This is a genomic window from Vibrio genomosp. F10 str. 9ZD137, from assembly GCF_049974785.1.
Classification (GTDB): Bacteria; Pseudomonadota; Gammaproteobacteria; order Enterobacterales; family Vibrionaceae; genus Vibrio.
In genome coordinates this window covers 1-15,780 of sequence record NZ_JBNGCJ010000329.1, presented here as the reverse complement: position 1 = coordinate 15,780, position 15,780 = coordinate 1, and the positions used below count along the sequence as shown (strand labels likewise).

At 42.9% G+C, this 15,780-nt stretch carries 14 protein-coding genes; 6 read left to right on the top strand and 8 right to left on the bottom strand.

The window, feature by feature from the left end:
- Both ACP45E_RS06740 and ACP45E_RS06735 read left to right on the top strand, forming a co-directional pair.
- On the top strand, window positions 1-239 hold a 239-nt coding region (locus tag ACP45E_RS06740; protein WP_277815683.1), incomplete at its 5' end, for a chemotaxis protein CheB.
- On the top strand, window positions 236-1,855 hold the full coding sequence (locus tag ACP45E_RS06735; RefSeq protein WP_017038998.1) for a bifunctional diguanylate cyclase/phosphodiesterase: 1,620 nt from the start codon (window positions 236-238) through the stop codon (window positions 1,853-1,855). The genes ACP45E_RS06740 and ACP45E_RS06735, both read left to right, overlap by 4 nt.
- A 55-nt stretch (window positions 1,856-1,910) precedes the next feature.
- Here the strand turns inward: ACP45E_RS06735 and ACP45E_RS06730 are convergent, their stop codons facing one another.
- Window positions 1,911-4,250 (bottom strand): YgiQ family radical SAM protein, encoded by a 2,340-nt coding sequence (locus ACP45E_RS06730; protein ID WP_017038997.1) that lies wholly within the window; start codon window positions 4,248-4,250, stop codon window positions 1,911-1,913.
- Between the two features lie 243 nt (window positions 4,251-4,493).
- Here ACP45E_RS06730 and ACP45E_RS06725 point away from each other — a divergent pair, with 243 nt between their 5' ends.
- From ACP45E_RS06725 to ACP45E_RS06715, 3 genes are all read left to right on the top strand, one after another.
- On the top strand, window positions 4,494-6,986 hold the full coding sequence (locus ACP45E_RS06725; RefSeq protein ID WP_017038996.1) for an EAL domain-containing protein: 2,493 nt from the start codon (window positions 4,494-4,496) through the stop codon (window positions 6,984-6,986).
- Between the two features lie 137 nt (window positions 6,987-7,123).
- Entirely contained in the window at window positions 7,124-7,804 is a 681-nt protein-coding gene (locus tag ACP45E_RS06720; protein WP_017038995.1) for a hypothetical protein, read from the top strand.
- Between the two features lie 187 nt (window positions 7,805-7,991).
- Complete coding sequence (locus ACP45E_RS06715; protein ID WP_017038994.1) at window positions 7,992-8,192, top strand: DUF4250 domain-containing protein; 201 nt, start codon at window positions 7,992-7,994, stop codon at window positions 8,190-8,192.
- Window positions 8,193-8,253: 61 nt separating this feature from the next.
- Here ACP45E_RS06715 and ACP45E_RS06710 read toward each other — a convergent pair whose 3' ends face one another.
- Entirely contained in the window at window positions 8,254-9,165 is a 912-nt protein-coding gene (locus ACP45E_RS06710) for a LysR substrate-binding domain-containing protein (protein ID WP_017033812.1), read from the bottom strand.
- A 251-nt stretch (window positions 9,166-9,416) separates the two neighbouring features.
- Here ACP45E_RS06710 and metE point away from each other — a divergent pair, with 251 nt between their 5' ends.
- The gene (gene metE, locus ACP45E_RS06705) at window positions 9,417-11,741 is read left to right on the top strand and encodes a 5-methyltetrahydropteroyltriglutamate--homocysteine S-methyltransferase (RefSeq protein WP_017038993.1); all 2,325 of its coding nucleotides are present in this window, start codon (window positions 9,417-9,419) and stop codon (window positions 11,739-11,741) included.
- 143 nt (window positions 11,742-11,884) lie between these two features.
- Here the strand turns inward: metE and ACP45E_RS06700 are convergent, their stop codons facing one another.
- The 6 genes from ACP45E_RS06700 to ACP45E_RS06675 form a co-directional block, all read right to left on the bottom strand.
- Window positions 11,885-12,442, bottom strand: coding sequence for a VC2662 family protein (locus ACP45E_RS06700; protein ID WP_017033814.1), 558 nt, complete (start codon window positions 12,440-12,442; stop codon window positions 11,885-11,887).
- Window positions 12,443-12,668: 226 nt separating this feature from the next.
- Complete coding sequence (locus ACP45E_RS06695; RefSeq protein WP_017033815.1) at window positions 12,669-13,052, bottom strand: GspS/AspS pilotin family protein; 384 nt, start codon at window positions 13,050-13,052, stop codon at window positions 12,669-12,671.
- A 1-nt stretch (window position 13,053) separates the two neighbouring features.
- Window positions 13,054-13,350, bottom strand: coding sequence for a YciI family protein (locus ACP45E_RS06690; protein WP_017038992.1), 297 nt, complete (start codon window positions 13,348-13,350; stop codon window positions 13,054-13,056).
- A 114-nt stretch (window positions 13,351-13,464) separates the two neighbouring features.
- The gene (gene yciA, locus ACP45E_RS06685) at window positions 13,465-13,863 is read right to left on the bottom strand and encodes an acyl-CoA thioester hydrolase YciA (protein ID WP_017038991.1); all 399 of its coding nucleotides are present in this window, start codon (window positions 13,861-13,863) and stop codon (window positions 13,465-13,467) included.
- A gap of 257 nt (window positions 13,864-14,120) precedes the next feature.
- Window positions 14,121-14,372, bottom strand: a complete 252-nt coding sequence (locus tag ACP45E_RS06680) for a hypothetical protein (protein WP_017038990.1) — start codon at window positions 14,370-14,372, stop codon at window positions 14,121-14,123.
- Window positions 14,373-14,469: 97 nt separating this feature from the next.
- Window positions 14,470-15,780, bottom strand: a 1,311-nt coding sequence (locus ACP45E_RS06675; RefSeq protein WP_141707245.1) for a hybrid sensor histidine kinase/response regulator, incomplete at its 5' end; no start/stop codon positions are given.

Below are 15,780 nucleotides of genomic sequence, written 5' to 3'. Positions count from 1 at the left end.
CGGCGGCGCAAGCAGCAGGTTATAACGCGGTTGGTGTCATTCTGACCGGTATGGGCAGTGATGGAGCACAAGGAATGGCGGAAATGCATCAAGCAGGTTCGGTAACGCTTGCACAAGATGAAGACAGCAGTTTGGTCTTTGGTATGCCAAAAGAGGCGATTGCCAAAGGAGGGGTTAAAGGCGTGTTTTCTTTGCACGCGCTACCTTATCAAGTTCAAAAGGCATTGGTGGATAAATGAATACGTTAAGTGAGCAGTTTTTGGCTCAAAATATAGCTTATATAATTATCAACAAGGATTTGCTCGTTCAAAAGGTATCGGAACAAGCAAAGGAATTGTTTCGTACCGATGTCGGGAATCATGCGTTTGGTGCAGATATTGGATTTGTTGACGATCAATATAAACCCGTCGATTTGCTTACATTCGTTGAACAGGCTGTCACTGACTGGCAAGAAAGCGAAATAGAGATAGGGATCAGTTACCCAGACAAAAATGTTGAGTGGATAAAAATAGCGATTCTGTTTCAGAAAGAGTACTGCGTTTTACATGCTGTCGAGCAAGGTGAATTGATTACAACACGACGACTTAATCGCCAATTGTCGATGTTAGACCCACATACAGGGCTGCTGTATCGAGAAGCGTTTCTAGCTAAGATCGCTTCTGAGTACGATGTTGGCTTAGTATGTTGTGTACGAATTTGCAATTACCAGCGTATCAACGAAATTTGGGGTACTGCCGTTGCTAATCTGGTCTTTATGGAGATTGTTGCGCGTGTTAGTACGGAAATAGACTGTGCGATTTGTAGTAAACACTCGACAGACAGCTTTAATATCTTTATTCCACCTAATGTAGAGTTTGATGTTGGCGAGTTTTACACGGCATTGAATGCCCCTTTTCATTTTAATGGTCGACATTTTTTTAGTAATGTTGCGTTAGGATACTACCGTGAAAAAGATGGAGACTCTCACGAGCAAAGTGTCAACAAAGCGGAGATGGCGATATTGGATGTGCTATCTGAGCGGGTACGTTTAGCCGAATTTCAGGAAGACTTAGCAAAACAAATAGAACATCAAAATAATCTCGAAAATGCGTTTAGAGCGGCGGTCTCCCAGGGCGATCTCGATGAGTCATTTTATGTTGTTTTTCAGCCTGTTCATGACACCTTCACCGAACAAGTAACAGGGGCAGAGTGTTTGATTCGTTGGACGGTTAAAGGACAAATGGTTTCGCCAGTTGAATTCATTCCAATAGCGGAGAGAATCGGAGATATCGGCCTTTTGACAAAGTTTAATGTTAAAAAATTGCAAGCGTTGATCATTAAGTTGGAAAGAAAAGGCGTCGATACCACCAGCATTCTGTTTGCGCTCAATATCAGCGTGGTTGAGATACTGGATGTTGACTTTGTTAGTAAGCTTTCATCAGCGATTAAAAACGCCCATATTGAGCCCAGAAATATCAAGTTGGAACTGACAGAATCGGCGTTGATTGACAACTTTACCTACGTAAATCAAGTATTGAAGCAACTGCAAGATATTGGTTTTAAAGTGTCTATTGATGATTTTGGAACTGGATTTTCCAGTCTGAGTTATCTTTGTCGTTTGAGTTTTGATGAAATAAAAATTGACAGGGCATTTGTGACACACGTGGTAGATAACACAAAATTACAGACCGTTTTTAACTCAATCGCGTCTTTAGCGACGAACCTAAATAAGCCTGTTGTTGCGGAAGGTGTGGAAACGTTAGAGCAACTTGATTATGCGAGACAGAAAAATATTGAGTTTATTCAAGGTTACTATTTTAGTAAACCGCTGTCGGAGAGTGATTTTATAGAGTACGTTTTAGAAAAAATGGGTTAGTGAAACACTAACCCATATCGGTTTGACTGGTTGGTATAATCAGCCAACCATCGCTTTAGCGACGCTTGGGATTTCTGTTTCCGCCTGCTTTCCCACCGGCATTATTTCCAGTGTAATTGTTCCCTGCTGGTCCGCTATGGTTTGGCTTGCCAGAACGGTTCGGCTTTTGCCCTTGCCCCGATCCTTGCTTACCTGCATTCTGATTGTTTGACTTCCCTTTATTTTGCTTCCCTTTATTTTGCTTCTCTGTGTTTTCACCTGGCGTGGAACGATTTGGGCCAAAACCAGGCTGGTTTTTGGTGTGTTTAGTAGCAAATCGATTGGCTCCGTGACGACCTGATTTTCTTCGCTGTGCAGGTGTCATGGTTTCCAAATCTTCAGCGGGAACTAAGCAGTTTGCCTTATCACCGATAAGGTGCGGTTTGCCCATACTGATCAAGGCTTCACGAATGATTTTCCAGTTATCTGGATCATGGTATCGCAACAGGGCTTTATGTAAACGACGCTGGCGATCGCCTTTTGGTACCGTGACATCTTCGCGCTTTTTGTATTTAACGCGCTTCAAAGGGTTTGTCTCTGAGTAGTACATTGATGTGGCGTTACACATAGGCGATGGGTAGAAGTTCTGTACTTGATCGCATTCGTAATTGTGTTTTTTCAACCACATCGCAAGGTTAAGCATATCTTCATCTTCAGTGCCAGGATGAGCAGAGATAAAGTAAGGAATGAGATATTGTTTCTTGCCTGCTTCAGCACTGTATTTCTCGAACATCTCTTTGAAACGGTCGTAGGTGCCCATTCCTGGCTTCATCATGAGGTCCAGAGGGCCTTTTTCAGTATGTTCTGGAGCAATCTTTAAGTAACCGCCAACGTGGTGAGTCACAAGCTCACGAACGTATTCTGGAGATTCAATCGCTAGATCGTAACGAACACCGGACGCGATCATGATCTTCTTAACGCCTGGTACTTTTCTCGCTGAGCGATAAAGATCGATAGTGTGCTGGTGGTCTGTGTTCAGTTTTTCACAGATCTTCGGGAACACACATGAAGGGCGACGACAGTTAATTTCCGCTTTCGGGTCTGAACACCCTAAGCGATACATGTTGGCTGTTGGGCCACCCAGATCGGATATTGTCCCAGTAAATCCAGGCACTTTCTCTTTAATATCTTCGATTTCATCCAAGATCGATTCTTTCGAACGGTTCTGAATGATACGACCTTCATGCTCGGTAATAGAGCAGAATGAGCAACCGCCAAAACAACCACGCATAATGTTGACGGAGGTTTTAATCATATCGTAGGCGGGTATCTTTGCCTTACCGTACATAGGATGCGGAACGCGTTTATATGAAAGACCAAATACGTAATCCATCTCTTCTGTAGAGAGGGGAATCGGTGCCTGGTTAACCCAAAGCTCGCGATCACCATGGCGTTGTATCAGGGCTCGACCAGAATATGGATTAGTTTCTAAATGAAGAATACGGCTGGCATGTGCGTACAAGATTCGGTCGTTGTTCAGTTTCTCAAACGCAGGGATACGAACCGCGGTTGTTTTGGCATCGTGTCGAGAAGGACGAATGGTAATAGGTTGAGCCTTTACTGCTTCTTTTTCATCTTTTTTGGTGTCACACTGCGTTTCAACTTCATACGGGTTAACCGGAACATACGCTTTATTCGGTTTTTCAATTCGCGAAGAATCGATGATCTTAAAGCCTTCAGGGGCTGCCGCAATGTTAACTGCTGTACCACGAATATTGGTCATGGTACTCATGTCTTCACCATCAGCAAGACGGTGAGCAACTTCCACTAAAGCACGTTCAGCGTTACCAAACAGTAGAATATCCGCTTTTGCATCAAACAAAACAGAGCGACGCACTTTATCTGACCAATAATCGTAATGGGCGACACGGCGCAAACTGGCTTCAATACCACCAAGAATAATCGGAGTGCCTTTATAAGCTTCGCGACAGCGCTGAGAGTAAACGAGAGTGGCGCGGTCAGGGCGTTTGCCGCCTTCGTTATTTGGCGTGTAGGCATCATCGTGGCGTAGCTTACGGTCAGACGTGTATCGATTAATCATTGAATCCATATTACCGGCTGTAATACCAAAAAAGAGATTTGGTTTGCCGAGTGCCATGAACGCATCTTTATTGTTCCAAGCGGGTTGAGAAATAATACCGACACGAAACCCTTGGGCCTCAAGCAATCGGCCAATAATCGCCATACCAAAGCTAGGGTGGTCAACGTAGGCATCTCCGGTAACGATGATAATGTCACAGCTATCCCAACCAAGCATATCCATTTCTTTTCTACTAGTAGGAAGAAAAGGAGCCGTTCCAAAACATTCGGCCCAGTACTTTTTGTGTTCAAAGATTGGTGTGATTTTGCTGTGCATATTTTGACCTCTAGAATTGCGAGGGCGAAGTATAGCGAGTTGTTGACTGAGTAGCTAGTTTCGTTGCAATGAAGTGGAAATTATAGGCAAGAATGCAGAAAAAAGTCCCAATTAAACCGCGAGCGATCTATAGTTTCAACTATATTCATAATAGTGACTTAGCGAGTTTTCTATAAACAGGTTCTCTATAAAATGAGTCGGGCAACGTTAACAAAATCAGATGCAACAACCGAGAGTATATCTATGGTTCAAAATAAGAGTACGCTGGATAATGAAGTGTCAGATGTTGGAGTACTCGAGATTGATTCAGTATTCAATGCCTCTGCCGTGTATGAGTGGTATTTGAATTTAGATAAGCGAGAGTTTGTCTTTGATAAAAAAGAACTGGAAGGCTTACTCAACGCGCCCAATTTAATTTCGTCAATGGACGACATTTTGGAATATATGCCGGGAACACAGAGACGTGATTTGAAAGATGCACTGGTGCGAGTTCTTAAAACTGGAGTCAGTGAATACGTTAATTGCACTCTGATGCCCAAAGGAACGGGTTTCATTCAGGTTGAAGTTTACATGGAGAAGCCAGAGAAAAACGCGGTCAGTGGGACATTTCGTCCTTTGATTGGTTTAACGTCAATGAGTGAATTGTGTGAAGTTTTTCAAATATTGTTTGAGAATACGCATCATGGCATCGTCGTCACAGACAGTGAGACTCGAATTTTAACGTGCAATCGCTATTTTGAGCAGTTAAAAGGGTTTAAGCGAAATGAAATGCTGGGATTAAAAGCCAATATATTTAATGCAGGCAAATATCCCGACGAATTTTACCAAGATATGTGGCGAGACATTCACGAAAAAGGTTCTTGGGGCGGCAGTATTTTAAGCCGTACTGCTGCGGGATTAACGGTACCTCAAGATCTCACCGTCCAAAAGGTCACCTTTAGTGATAATAAAGTTTATTACCTAGGGATCGTCGTCGATTTATCGAATCAATTGTATCGAATTGCCGATAAAGGATTAGGCGGGGTTGAGCTTTTAACTCAACTGCCGACTAAAGATCGGTTTGTTAAACTGCTAGAAGAGCTGTGTTCTTCGGATACGATCGATAGCCGAAAAGTGGTGATTGCGATGCAGCCGACTTTTGGCGAGGAAACCATTCTGGAAAATAGGCAGTTGTTTTCCGATATGTTGTCTCGCAGCCGTTACAGCAGTTTGGCTGGATACCTTTCAAATGGTGTCTTTGTTGTTTGCGTTGAAAGCCCTTCACAGAAAAAAATAAGCCCACAACGTGCATTAATGAAATCGATTAGCCAGTTTTTCCAAGAAGTTAAATTGGAAGGCGAACAAAACATACATGAATATGTGGTTAGCGGACGAATTGGGGTATCCATAATTGGTTATGATACCGATGTCCCTAAACGAGCCATTTCTCATGCGATGCAAGCGATGATGGATAGCAAGCCTAGTGGTCAAACGAGCATTTCGTTTTACCACAGTAAAACTCATAAAGAGCTGGAAAGAAAAAAAATACTCGAAGAGATTGTTCGAGAATCGATAGCGAACCATAAACTTCATGTACATTACCAACCGATTATTGACGCCAACACCTGGCAGATAGCCAAGTTTGAAGCATTGTGCCGCTTCACCCCAATACCCAATCTGGACTTTACGACCCAAGAAATGGTCAATATTGCTGAAGATCTTGAGCTTGTACCAAAGCTGGACAGCGCTGTTGGAATGATTGCTTTAGGTGATCTGAGTAAAATCCGAGCCGTTTGTGGTGATAAGGTTGGGCTAACGATCAACCGTTCACTCAATACGAACTTGGGAACGGAACAGGTGTTGAAAGAAACATCGGAGATGCTTGAACACTACGCTGATGGTTTTGAATCAATAACCATTGAGCTCACTGAAAGTGCCTATTTTGAGAGTAGCCCTAGCCAGGGTAAAGCTTTGCAGGCTCTTCGTGCAAGTGGTGTGCAAATCGCCATTGATGATTTCGGCACAGGGTATTCTTCATTCAACTACTTGCGCGAGAGGCATTTTGACATTCTGAAAATCGATCGTGAGTTTGTTCGAGAGATAACAAAAGGGTCAGGGCAATACCATATAGTAAAAATGATCACAGAACTCTCTCACACCTTAGGTATCAAGGTGGTGGCCGAGGGAGTGGAAACCTTGGCGGAGTTAAGTGTGCTTAAGGCTCTAGGGGTCGACTATATGCAGGGCTATCTATTTTCTAAACCGGTTGCTATCGGAAACATTACATACGCGCTCGATTACCAAGTGGCGTTAGCGTCGGAGTTAGAAGGTTTTAGAAATACACAACAAAAACTGACGTTGCTTAATCTGGCGACTGATGCAGGGACGTTAGACCCAAGTACACCGCTTGTTGAGGTCAATAAAAGGCTTCAAAGTTCTCCTTCGCTAACCTTGCCCGTTATTGTGAACAAGAAATGCGTGGGTTTGGTGTCAAAGCTTGAGGTGAATTTACACCTAACACCTCAAATGGGGACGGAGTTAGAGAGTAACCGTGAGGCCGCCATTTGGCATCGTCCTGTGAATCAGTTAATGAGAACTGGATTTTCAAGGTTGGATCATCGTTCGTCTCTTTTAGATTTAGAACGCTATATTGAAGAACAACTGCCATTTCCTTGGGTACTCGTGGATGAACAGGGGGGCTACAAAGGGATTTTAGAGTCAGAAGCCGCCATGAATTATCTACTACAGAAACATTGACCCCTGCACAACTTAGCTCTGGTGTGACAAATAAGGCATCAATAGCGGTTTGTGAATGATTGCGGTTAGTGAATGGGTTTAGGTCTGTTATCATCCTCTGCTAATTATTGAACCTTCGATTTTTAACCGTGGATATTATGATCAATCACTTAATTTCTCTTTTTCCAGCGATGCTTCTTGGGGCACAGCTTGTACTGACACTCATTTTAGTGAAAGGGGACATTTGCCCAGGCCAGCGTGGGCGTATTCATAAAATGCTACCAGCGATAGGGGTACTATGGTTAGCGACTGCTTCTTTGAAAATCGAAGCATTTATGGTGGTTTTTGCGATATTCTATTTTTATTCTCGTGTTCAAACGGGCAAAACACGTGATGCTGGTCCTATTTGGTTGCTATTTCTCGCGAATGGCTTTGCCTTGTCGTTTGTGGGAATTCAAATTGTTCAGCAAGTGAGTGTGTCTCAATCTCTTACTTACTTTGTTCTGATTTTTTTGCTTGGTGCAAGTTTCTCTCACTTATTATTGACCATTGCTCGAACACGTTTACAAGCGTTCCATCGAATCTTACCTGTGACCGTAGTGATTGCCGCAATGATGTTCACCGGGTGTGTCTTAGCGAGTATTTATCAGTTCCATGAGTCACAGTTGGCGCTATTATTGACACCGCTCGTTACTAGTTTTCTATTTGTGTTGATTGGGGTGGTGGTTTCGTGTTGGCATTTATTGGTGACTCGCGCACCAGAAAAAATTCAGATAGGTCTGGGGTTGCTGTTATTGTTATGCTCCGCGACCATTTCATCTCAAATCATGGTGATTTAGAAGAGGATCACTTTTTAACTAAGAAATCACAGTGATACTATGAATAACAACTATGCTTTAAGCAAGGTTGCGTAAGTAAGATATGCGCCTTGAGTAAAGCTTGTATTGGTAAACGTTTAGCTCTTACTTTTTATCTCTTTATCTTTACCCCTGAGAAGTTTAACTCTCGCAATAAAGGAGAATAATGATGGATCTTAGCAATATTACTCGTCTCGATAACGCCATCCTTCTGGGTATCGTTAACGAAAAGCTGCGATTAGAATGTGACAGCTTTGACGAGTTGGTCAGCACGTATGAAATGGATGTGGAAAGCCTAATCGGTAAGCTGGATGTATTAGGTTATCAATATGATCCATTAACCAATCAGTTTAAAGCATACCAACGTTAAGCGCATTTCCTTGTTTGACGAGGAAATGCGCACATAAACAATGATATATCAGCCATTTCTTTTAAGCCATCTTGATCCCATCAAGGTGGCTTTTACATTGAAGTTTGGCGGTCGAAAAGAAGGCTTGTAAGTAGCGCTTATCTTTCTCGGAATTTCGCGTGGCGGCAAACAGCCTGCGCCAGAGGCCTTTGCCTAGAGGTTTACTGCTGATTAACCCTTGTCTTGAAAACTCGCTAATTGCCCAGTTGGGTAGAGCAGCAACTCCTAGCCCTGCAGACACCATTTGAACTAGCATCAAGGTGTTATCGGCTTGCTTCCATTTCTGAGGCTCCACACCTGCGGGTTGCAAAAAATGTTTTACGATATCAAGGCGCTGTTTCTGCACCGGGTAAGAGAGCATGGTTTGATCCATGATATCTTCCGGCTCGATACACTCCTTTGTTGAGAGCGGATGAGTGGTTGCGGTGATAAGACGCATTTCAAAATCAAACAAGGGTTCATAGTGGACTTCAGATCGGGGTTGAATGTCTGAGGTAATAACAAGATCGAGCTCACCAGCCATCAAGGCAGGTAAGGGCTCAAAGCCAAATCCTGATGAAAAATCAAGGGCGACACTTGGCCAAGCGAGTTGGTACTCTTTGAGAGCAGGCATAAGCCACTGAAAACAGGAGTGGCATTCGATGGCCATGTGCAATCGTCCATTCACATCTTCTTTCAAACTGGCAATTTCATTTTCTGCTTGAGCGAGTTTCGGCAATACCTCATTGGCCACTTTAAGTAAAATTTCCCCTTCGGACGTGAATTTCACTGGTCGCGTTTTACGCAAAAAGAGCTGCCCACCGATTCTGGATTCGAGATCTTTTATTTGATGAGACAGCGCCGATTGAGTCAGGTGCAGTGCGGTGGCGGTGGCGGTTAATGACCCGGTCTCTCTTAATGAGGTCAGAGTGCGTAAATGTTTTAGCTCAATCATGAGTTCCTCTCATCTTCCTAGAAGCTTCATTAGCTTCTCTAATCTACCCATTAATATTAGATGTGTAAACATCTAGATGGCTATTTGGTTGAATGTTCATGAATATTATTAATAAACAAGGTGAATAAATGGAGATTGTTCATATTGATGAAAAACGAGATAGTTTGGCCATCTAGAGCTCTTTAGTAATCATGACTAACTAGCTTAAGAATTATTGGCGCAGAACCGTAATCATCAGAAGGACTAGGGAAATGACAGCAGCAACCACCACAACACATATATTAGGCTACCCACGTATCGGCGAAAAAAGAGAGCTAAAATTTGCATTGGAACAATACTGGCGTGGAGAAATAGATCAAAAATCACTCAAAGAGGTAGGTTCAACCCTGCGTAAAAAGCATTGGCAGTTGCAAGATAATGCAAAGCTGAGCTTTACTACCGCGGGGGATTTTGCTTGGTATGACCATGTGTTAACGACAACACTGTTATTGGGTCATACACCAAAGCGTCATCGAGATGGCTTCCCCGATTTAGACACATTATTTAAAGTCGGCCGGGGTCAATCCCAAGAGAGTTGTGGGTGCAGCAGTACGGGAGCGAGTCACGGCAACGCTGCTTCAGACATGACCAAGTGGTTCAACACCAATTACCACTATATCGTTCCAGAATTCAGCCAAGATGACAGTTTTGAAGTCAGTTGGCCGCAACTATTCGAAGAAGTGAATGAAGCTATTAAAGCGGGGCATAAAGTCAAACCCGTTCTACTTGGTCCACTGAGTTATCTATATTTAGGAAAAGAAGTCGAGCAGGGCTTTGATCGTCTGACATTGCTGCCTCGTTTATTGACCGCTTACCAAGCCATTCTCTCAAAACTTGCGAGCTTAGGTGTGGAGTGGGTACAGATTGATGAACCTATTTTGTCCTTAGAGCTGGAAGATAAGTGGCTTGATTCATTCAAACTTGCCTACCAAGTGCTTCAAAGTGATGTGAAGCTGCTACTCACGACGTATTTTGATTCAGTAGTCGATACGATTGACAAGATTGTGCAACTACCAGTACAAGGTTTACACATCGACTTAGCGGCTGCACCAGAGCAATTAGATCGGGTTGTTTCAAAACTACCTCAAGACTGGATATTGTCTGCGGGTGTGATTAATGGTCGGAATGTTTGGCGCGCAGATTTAAGCGCTTGGGCTGAACGCTTGAAGCCAGTGAAAGACAAACTGGCTGAACGGTTATGGATTGGCACATCGTGTTCATTGCTGCATAGCCCAGTTGATCTGGAGTTAGAAGAGGATCTAAGTGCAGAAGTGAAGTCGTGGTTTGCTTTTGCTAAACAAAAAGTTGAAGAAGTTGCGTTGCTCGCGGCTGCTATCGATGGCGATGGTAGAGCGATTATAGCGTGTGAGAAATACAGCCAACCTATTGTTGCAAGGCTCTCATCAAGCCAGGTGAATAAGCTTCAAGTTGAAGCGCGTATTAACAGTATTACCAAGGCATTATCAGAGCGAAGTGAGCAATATGTAACACGCGCTAAGCATCAATCAACTGTACTTGGGTTACCTTTATTGCCGACAACAACGATTGGTTCGTTTCCGCAAACGGGTGAAATTCGAGCTCAGAGAAGTGCATATAAGCAAGGCCTTCTAACCGAATCCCAATATAATGAAGCGTTAAAAGGGCATATTGCCGATGCCGTGAAACGCCAAGAAGCCCTAGATTTGGACGTACTGGTGCACGGTGAAGCCGAACGTAATGATATGGTGGAATATTTCGCAGAGCACCTTTCAGGTTTTCAAACGACTCAATTTGGTTGGGTACAAAGCTATGGGTCACGCTGCGTGAAACCGGCGATTGTTGTTGCTGATATTGAGCGCGAAAAGCCAATCAGCGTGGATTGGACCACCTATGCACAATCTCTGACTTCTAAACACATGAAAGGCATGCTGACAGGCCCAGTAACGATACTGTGTTGGACATTCCCTCGAGAAGACATCTCCCGTAAAAAAATTGCCCAGCAGCTTGCTTTTGCTCTTAGAGATGAAGTTTCTGACTTGCAAAATTCAGGCATTAATATTATTCAAATAGATGAGCCTGCGATTCGTGAAGGTTTGCCGCTGAAAAAGAGAGATCATAAGCAGTACTTAGAGTGGGCGGTGGACGCATTTAAGATTTCAGCGGCCAGTGCGAGACCAGAAACACAAATTCACACGCATATGTGTTACAGCGAATTCAATGAAATTATTGATTCCGTCGCGGCGCTTGATGCGGATGTTATTACCATTGAAACCTCTCGCTCGAATATGGAATTATTACGCGCTTTTGAAGAGTTCAACTACCCCAATGAAATTGGACCAGGAGTGTATGACATTCATTCGCCAAATATTCCATCAGAAGCGTGGATTCAAGACCTACTAAGAAAAGCAGCAGAGAAAATCCCAGCGAGCCGTTTATGGGTTAATCCAGATTGTGGGTTGAAAACGCGTAACTGGACAGAAACAGAGCAAGCCTTAACCAATCTGGTTTCAGCGGCAAAATCGTTAAGAAAAGAATGGAAGGAACGAGAAATAGCTTAGCGAGTAAACACAATAAGGTAGAACAGTCTTCGATAAAAAAATGCCGCTATGGTAGCGGCATTTTGTTTATGTATCGTTTAATTGTCCGACGAAGTTTTTCTTTAGAGCGATGTTCTAAGTGCTAAGTTCGGACTAAAGGTAGACTATTTAGCGAAGTTGACAATAGGGAAGCATTTGAAGAACCCATTATCAGCACAGTTAATGATACCGATTTGAACGCCTTCAATTTTCGCTGTTTTGTTGAAAAAGCCAAATTGAACGGTTGAAGTATCAGAAAGGTTTGCTGCACCAATATCAACCAGCGTATTGCCCTCTGAATAGTTAACAAAACTAATGTTCGCGCCTTTAACATCGTTGGTTAAGTTGACAGCACCAATGTTTGCGCCAAGCGTTGAACCAGTATTCCAGTTAAAAAAGCCTAAAGATGCGCCTGTCATAGATTCGTTGACTTTAGAAGCGCCAAAAAAACCCAGGTTAACACCCGTTGTATTGTTCGTTTCAGAAAGGCCAACAATAGCCAAATCAACTCCTTTAAGGTCATCGACTTTACCGTAAAGAGCAGCAACACGTACACCACCAACCGCTTGCTCATCGGGTGCATTAAAATTATTAATCGATGAGAACATCACAGGCGTAGAAGCAAAAGCGACAGATGATGCAAGTGCAGCGGTAACAGCGAGTGCAGAAATGATTTTTTTCATGGAAACTCCAGCGGGTTCTTACTATTTCTCAAGTGTTTGAGGTAACAAAGAGTATATATGTGATCTGAATCGCATACTGTATATGTGTGATATAGAATATGCAAGCTTCAATTGCTGCTAGTCTGAATGCGTATCACGGTGAAAAGATAAAAATCATCATATCAAGATATGGCATTTTTGAGCAGTGTGGTCGATCTAACATCACCGGGGTCACCGGTATTTCAATCTACTGGCACGTACTATTGTCGATGTATTGGTCAATCATGAGCTGGCCTCGACTGTTGCGCATTTGTATACGGTAGCTAACGCCCACTTCGAGATTACTTTTGACATCGGGGTCACTGCAATAGCTGTCTACACTCATTTTCATGACTTGTTGAGTGGGTTTTGCACCAGGAGCATCATCGTTGTAAACCATCATTATTTCGATGGTTGTACCCTTTGCTCTCGCTTGCATGATTGACAGAGGACCATACTCCAAAGGTAGCTCCGAGCTCAAAACACTGGCTCGGTTTTGGGCTAAGAGTTCAAGGTTTCTTTGTTGATTAGCATTAGAAGAGCAGCCAAATAACATCAAAGAAGCCAAAGCACCAATGATAACTTTACGCATATTAAAATACTTTCTTAAATGGTTTAACGATGACATTGGCATAAACACCAGCCTCTATGTAAGGGTCTGCATCCGCCCATTGCTGCGCATCTTGCAGTGAATTAAATTCTGCGATTACCGTCGACCCTGTGAAGCCGGCTTCCGCTGGATTGTCGGAATCAATCGCTGGCATTGGACCTGCCGTCAGCAAGCGACCTTCCTCTTTTAAACTCTCTAGCCTGGCTAAGTGCTGTGGGCGAACAGAAAGTCGTTTTTCGAGTGAGTTTTCAATATCTGTTGAAAAAATTACGTACCACATGGCTATATCCTTATAATATTTAGCGAGTTTGTTGAATGATTCGGTTCATTCTCTGAAAAGTAATGTACTGACTTTAGCAGGTTTCTTCAGCAATAATATAACCTTAATGTGAGCTTAGGGCTGCTGAATTAAACGAGGTTTACCATTTTGATCGATTGCTACGTAATTGAACGTGGCTTCGCACACTTGAAAACGTTCACCGACACCATCTTCTTTAACAGGCTTGACCCATACGTCTAGTTTAATGGACATCGAAGTCCTGCCAATTTTTTTACATTCACCATAACAACACACTACATCGCCCACTTTCACGGGTTTCTTAAAGGTAATGCTGGATACGGAAACGGTAACAATACGGCCTGAAGAAATTTCTTTAGCTAGGATACCACCGGCTAAATCGAGTTGAGACATTATCCAACCGCCAAAAATATCACCATTAGCGTTGGTGTCTGCGGGCATTGCGAGGGTTCTTAATAACAGTTGCCCTTTTGGGGCATTCACTTCATGAGTCATAGGTATTCCAAAAAACAAAACAGCGACCAGAGAGGTCGCTGAGAACAGTTATTCAGGCATTGTAGCAAATAGAGATTAAGAAAGTGGCGTTATAATTCTGAAGAGTGATTTTCCATTATTGGATTGGCCTGCCGTCGCGTGAATTCAACCAAAGAAAAAACAATGCAATAACCAATAACCAATAACCAATAACCAAGGCACAATAAATACAAGGAATAATAAAACTAGGGATAACTGTGTACTCTCCAGCTAGCGAACTATCTTTCTAAACTGGAGGTTTGTTGAGTTGAAACCAGTTGTTTTATATCTTCTAGATACCCTTCGGTTCTTAAATTGTCGACGGCTGACCTTAACTCTTCATCGCTCATTGAAAAACAACAGGACTTTCCTGTCATGACATTTAAGTATTCGTGGTATTCCGCCTCAGTAAAATGACCAATGCGATCCACAAGCAGCGTTTTTATTCCGTGATGAATTAATCCGTAGTATGTGTGTCGATGAATATCCATAGTGATTGCTCCTAATCTAAATCGGCGCGGAGGGCTTTTGTTAGCCAAAAAATTGCCACCGCATCGTTGTTAGAAAATGAAGCATATTAAATGCCAACTAATGGATCGATTGAGTTTCCTTATCTTTATTCAGCCATTTGAGTACTTTTTCTTTTAATGCATCTTGTCCGGTTGGCTTAGTCAAATGATCATCCATTAGGCGAGCAATCAGAGACAGTTCTTTGGCGCCAGACTCTCCAGACAGAGCGATGATAGGGGTTGCGGGGGATATTTTCTTTAGCTCAATCGAAGCCTCAAAGCCATTCATGATAGGCATTTGCACGTCCATGATCACAAGATCAATAGGGTTAGTGTTAAAGATATCAATGGCGGTTTTTCCGTTGTTGGCTTGAATGACGTTGAACCCCATGTTCAGCTGTTCAAGATAAAGAGTGACTAAAGCTCGTTGAACTTCCTTATCATCAACAACTAAAATATGTTTATTGGAAACCTTACTCACATCAACGCGATGTTTTTTGTCGGTATTTTTAACCACACCGCTCGTCTTTCTTTCATTGATTGGTGGAGGGCTTACCGCGGGAAATATGAGGTGAAACTCAGTGAATTCACCCAGTTTAGAATGGCATCGAATGGTGCCACCAAAGGAAGTCATGACTCGTTGACAGTAGCTCAGGCCCAGCCCACTGCCACCACTTTTATTGTGTGAGAAAAAGTCGTTAAAAATTTGGCTCTGTATCTTGTCAGAAATACCTGGCCCAGAATCTCGTATGACCACGGTCGCTTGATTTTCGTGTTGTGACGCTGAAATAGTAATTTGACTATCAGGATAAGAATCAAAATAGTAAATCGCGTTTCGTAATAGATTAAAAATAACAAAGTTAAACAGAGTGTCATTTACTTTTACGTAAAAATCACCGTCTATCCGCAGATCAACACGCTCTCGATGATTAGGGTGTTCAAACCCGTATTGTTCCAACGAGCCTTTAAGAAGCTGTGTGATGGAGTAGGAGGAGGATGGCTCATCGTCCAAAGAGGCGCTGTTCACCTCGCGTAGTATGATATCAATCAGTTGTTTGCCACGTTCAACGGCGTTTCTTCCGTTTTCTATCTCTTTTTCAAGCTCTACAACTTGCGAACCACGTGCAATATGTGAACTGAGCGCTTCGAAATGCAGTAATACTTGAGCTAAAGGGTTTCTCATTTCATGGGCAATGGTATTCGCAAGTGCTTGAGATTGTCGAATTTTGCACTCCATATTGATATAGCCTTGAGCCTTTTTAAGCATTCCTTGCAAGGCCAGTATCTCTTCTTGTGAAAATAAACGTCCGCTGATTTTATGGGTGGAAATCAGGAAGTGAGAGACATCTTGTCTGTCGTCATAGAGTGGCAGCATCATGGCCACATCGGT

Excerpts from the sequence above, each read along its gene's own strand:
- ACP45E_RS06735 (WP_017038998.1), top strand. The coding sequence starts at position 236 with ATGAATACGTTAAGTGAGCAGTTTTTGGCTCAAAATATAGCTTATATA.
- ACP45E_RS06730 (WP_017038997.1), bottom strand. The coding sequence starts at position 4,250 with ATGCACAGCAAAATCACACCAATCTTTGAACACAAAAAGTACTGGGCC.
- ACP45E_RS06725 (WP_017038996.1), top strand. The coding sequence starts at position 4,494 with ATGGTTCAAAATAAGAGTACGCTGGATAATGAAGTGTCAGATGTTGGA.
- ACP45E_RS06720 (WP_017038995.1), top strand. The coding sequence starts at position 7,124 with ATGATCAATCACTTAATTTCTCTTTTTCCAGCGATGCTTCTTGGGGCA.
- ACP45E_RS06715 (WP_017038994.1), top strand. The coding sequence starts at position 7,992 with ATGGATCTTAGCAATATTACTCGTCTCGATAACGCCATCCTTCTGGGT.
- ACP45E_RS06710 (WP_017033812.1), bottom strand. The coding sequence starts at position 9,165 with ATGATTGAGCTAAAACATTTACGCACTCTGACCTCATTAAGAGAGACC.
- metE (WP_017038993.1), top strand. The coding sequence starts at position 9,417 with ATGACAGCAGCAACCACCACAACACATATATTAGGCTACCCACGTATC.
- ACP45E_RS06700 (WP_017033814.1), bottom strand. The coding sequence starts at position 12,442 with ATGAAAAAAATCATTTCTGCACTCGCTGTTACCGCTGCACTTGCATCA.
- ACP45E_RS06695 (WP_017033815.1), bottom strand. The coding sequence starts at position 13,052 with ATGCGTAAAGTTATCATTGGTGCTTTGGCTTCTTTGATGTTATTTGGC.
- ACP45E_RS06690 (WP_017038992.1), bottom strand. The coding sequence starts at position 13,350 with ATGTGGTACGTAATTTTTTCAACAGATATTGAAAACTCACTCGAAAAA.
- yciA (WP_017038991.1), bottom strand. The coding sequence starts at position 13,863 with ATGACTCATGAAGTGAATGCCCCAAAAGGGCAACTGTTATTAAGAACC.
- ACP45E_RS06680 (WP_017038990.1), bottom strand. The coding sequence starts at position 14,372 with ATGGATATTCATCGACACACATACTACGGATTAATTCATCACGGAATA.